This window comes from Armatimonadota bacterium, from assembly GCA_017993055.1.
Lineage (GTDB): Bacteria > Armatimonadota > UBA5829 > DTJY01 > DTJY01 > JAGONM01.
Genome location: JAGONM010000070.1, coordinates 3,393 through 6,582 on the forward strand (window position 1 = coordinate 3,393; position 3,190 = coordinate 6,582).

The window sequence follows — 3,190 nt, forward strand, 5'->3', positions numbered from 1 at the left end:
AGCATGACCCACACGGACCGCCGGTCTCGAGTAGCGAAGCGTATCGAGAGACGGCCTCCTGCCCCAAGAACGCCCTTCGATACACTCTCCGCTTCGCTCCGAGCACTCAGGGCTGTCGGGGCGGGTAGCCAGTGAACGGTAACCAGTAACCTGTGATGAGTGATTGGTGGTTGGTGACCGTCATCCTGAACTTGATTCAGGACCCACCGGCATGGATGCTGAATCGAGTTCAGCATGACCCACACGGACCGCCGGTCTCGAGTAGCGAAGCGTATCGAGAGACGGCCTCCTGCCCCAAGAACGCCCTTCGATACACTCTCCGCTTCGCTCCGAGCACTCAGGGCTGTCGGGGCGGGTAACCAGTGAACGGTAACCTGTAACCTGTGATGAGTGATTGGTGGTTGGTGACCGTCACCCTGAACTTGATTCAGGACCCACCGGCATGGATGCTGAATCGAGTTCAGCATGACCCACACGGACCGCCGGTCTCGAGTAGCGAAGCGTATCGAGAGACGGCCTCTACGGAAGCACCTCGATCCGGCCGGGCCGGTCCTCGACGATCTCCCCTATGACCGCCGCCGGCACTCCCGCCTCGATCAGCGCCAGGACGAGCGCGTCGGCCTTCTTCGGGGGAACCGCCATCAACAGCCCGCCGGACGTCTGCGGGTCGCACAGTATCAGCCTCGCCGGCTCGTCAACCTCGTCGTCGAACGACACGTCCGCCGCCACGTACTCGAAGTTCGAGTAGGCCCCGCCCGGCACCATGTCCCGCTCCGCGAGTTCGCGCACGTCGTCGAGCACGGGCACGCGCGACAGGCTGATCCTCGCGCCGAGCCTGCTCGCCGAGCACATCTCCCAGAGGTGCCCGAGCAGCCCGAACCCCGTGATGTCGGTGCAGGCGTCCACGCCGACCTCGGACATGACGGTTGACGCGCCGCGGTTGAGCGTGGTCATCAGCTCGACCGCCTTCCGGACCGACGGGGCCGACGCCGCGCCGCTCTTGATCGCGCCGGTGATGATGCCGATCCCGAGCGGCTTCGTGAGGACGAGCTTGTCGCCCTTCCGCGCGCCGGAGTTCTTGACGATCGCGTCAGGGTGCGTGAACCCGACGACCGCCATGCCGTACTTCGGCTCCGGATCGTCTATCGTGTGGCCGCCGACGATGCTGACCCCCGCCTCCTTCGCCTGGTCCGCGCCGCCCTGGAGGATCGCGTCGAGCACGTAGATCGGCAGGGTCTTCACCGGGAAGCCGACGATGTTGAGCGCGATCGCGGGCCGGACTCCCATCGCGTAGCAGTCGCTCATCGCGTTGGTGGCGGCGATCGCCCCGAAGTCGCGGGGGTCGTCTACGACAGGCGTGAAGTAGTCTACCGTGAACGCGACGGCGAGGTCGTCCCGGATCTTGTACACCGCGGCGTCATCGGCGGTGTTCATGCCGACGAGCACGTTGGGGTCAACTATGGGCGGTAGGTGGCGCAGAACCTGCGCCAGGTCCTTAGGACCGACTTTGCATGCTCACCCGCCGCCGTGACTGTACGCGGTCAGTCGTATCTCATCAGCCATTCGCGTTCACCTCCTTTTCCCCTCCCACTCCTACTCGTACTCTCCGGATGCTGAACCAAGTTCAGCATGACAGTGGGCGCGCGACACACAAAACGATGTCATCCTGAACTTGATTCAGGACCCACACACCGCCTGGATGCTGAAACGAGTTCAGCATGACACCCGCGTGCATGCCGAAACGAGTTCAGCATGACAGCGGGCGCGCGGCACACAAAACGATGTCATCCTGAACTTGATTCAGGACCCACACACCGCCTGGATGCTGAAACGAGTTCAGCATGACACCCGCGTGCATGCCGAAACGAGTTCAGCATGACAGTGGGCGCGCGGCACACAGAACGATGTCATCCTGAACTTGATTCAGGATCCACACGCAGCCAAGTCGCGCCACTCCGGGTTCGTCTCCTCTATCAGCGCAATCTTCCAGGCCCTGTGCCAACTCTTGAGTTGTTTCTCCCGTCGGATAGCATCCCTGGCTTCCCGGCATTCCTCATACCATACCAGCGTCTTGACTGCATATTTCCGCGTGAATCCCGGCACAAGCCCGGACTTGTGCTCCAACACGCGCCGTTCCAGGTTGTTCGTTACGCCTATGTAGAGAGTACCGTTCCTGCGACTTGCCAGCATGTACACGTACATACTCGGCTCCTGTGTGCATCGCACTTGGCACCAGGGGCTCGATGCCCTACTTGGATGCTGAACCAAGTTCAGCATGACAGTGGGCGCGCGGCACACAAAACGATGTCATCCTGAACTTTATTCAGGACCCACCCTACTCCTGGATGCTGAAACGAGTTCAGCATGACACCCGCGTGCATGCCGAAACGAGTTCAGCATGACGGCGGAGACGCACTTCATGCCCCGCGCTTGCCCGGCTCGTACACGCAGTACGGCTCCGGGTCGAGGTAGTTGCCCGTGAGCGCGTATGCCCGGGCCCTGCATCCCATGCAGACGCGCCGGTACTCGCAGGCCCCGCACTTGCCCCGCAGGTTATCTTCGCCGCGCAGGTCGCGGAACACCTCCGCATTCTCCCAGATGTCGCCGAAGTCCTCCCGCCGGACGTTCCCCGCCGACACCGGCAGGTACCCGCACGGGTAGACCTCGCCCGCGTGGGAGACGAAGCAGACCGCCGAGCCCGCCAGGCATCCCTTCGTCATCGCCTCGAAGCCGTGAGTCTCCGGGGTGATGCGGATTCCCTCCTCCTTCGCCCGCTGGCGCATGACCCGGAAGTAGTGCGGCGCGCAGGTCGCCTTCAGCGCGATCCCGGCGTCCTTCGAGCGGTCGTAGAACCAGTTCAGCACGCGTTCATATTCGTCCGGGCTGATCATCTCGTCGTCGGCGATCTCCTTCCCGCACCCGGTCGGCACGAGGAGGAACATGTGGAGCGCGGCCGCTCCCCGCTCCTTCGCAAGCTCCAGGATCGCCGGGATCTCTTCGATATTGTGCCGGGTGACCGTCGTGTTGATCTGGAAGGGGACGCCCTCCGCCTTGATGCGCTCGACGCCCTCCCACGCGCAGTCGAACGCGCCGGGGAGCCTGCGGAACGAGTCGTGCGACCCGGCCCTCGCGCCGTCAATGCTCACGCTCACCCGCTGGACGCCGGACTCCCTGATCCTGCGCGCGATCT

Annotated in this window: 3 protein-coding genes; all 3 read right to left on the reverse strand. The window is 63.5% G+C overall.

Translation table 11 applies throughout. The features are described from left to right. Positions 1-519 precede the first annotated feature (519 nt). Positions 520-1,563, reverse strand: a complete 1,044-nt coding sequence (gene selD, locus KBC96_15285) for a selenide, water dikinase SelD (GenBank protein ID MBP6965756.1) — start codon at positions 1,561-1,563, stop codon at positions 520-522. 360 nt (positions 1,564-1,923) lie between these two features. Further along, positions 1,924-2,202 (reverse strand): GIY-YIG nuclease family protein, encoded by a 279-nt coding sequence (locus KBC96_15290; GenBank protein MBP6965757.1) that lies wholly within the window; start codon positions 2,200-2,202, stop codon positions 1,924-1,926. Positions 2,203-2,417: 215 nt separating this feature from the next. After that, a partial coding sequence (locus KBC96_15295; protein MBP6965758.1) for an SPASM domain-containing protein occupies positions 2,418-3,190 on the reverse strand: 773 nt, incomplete at its 5' end.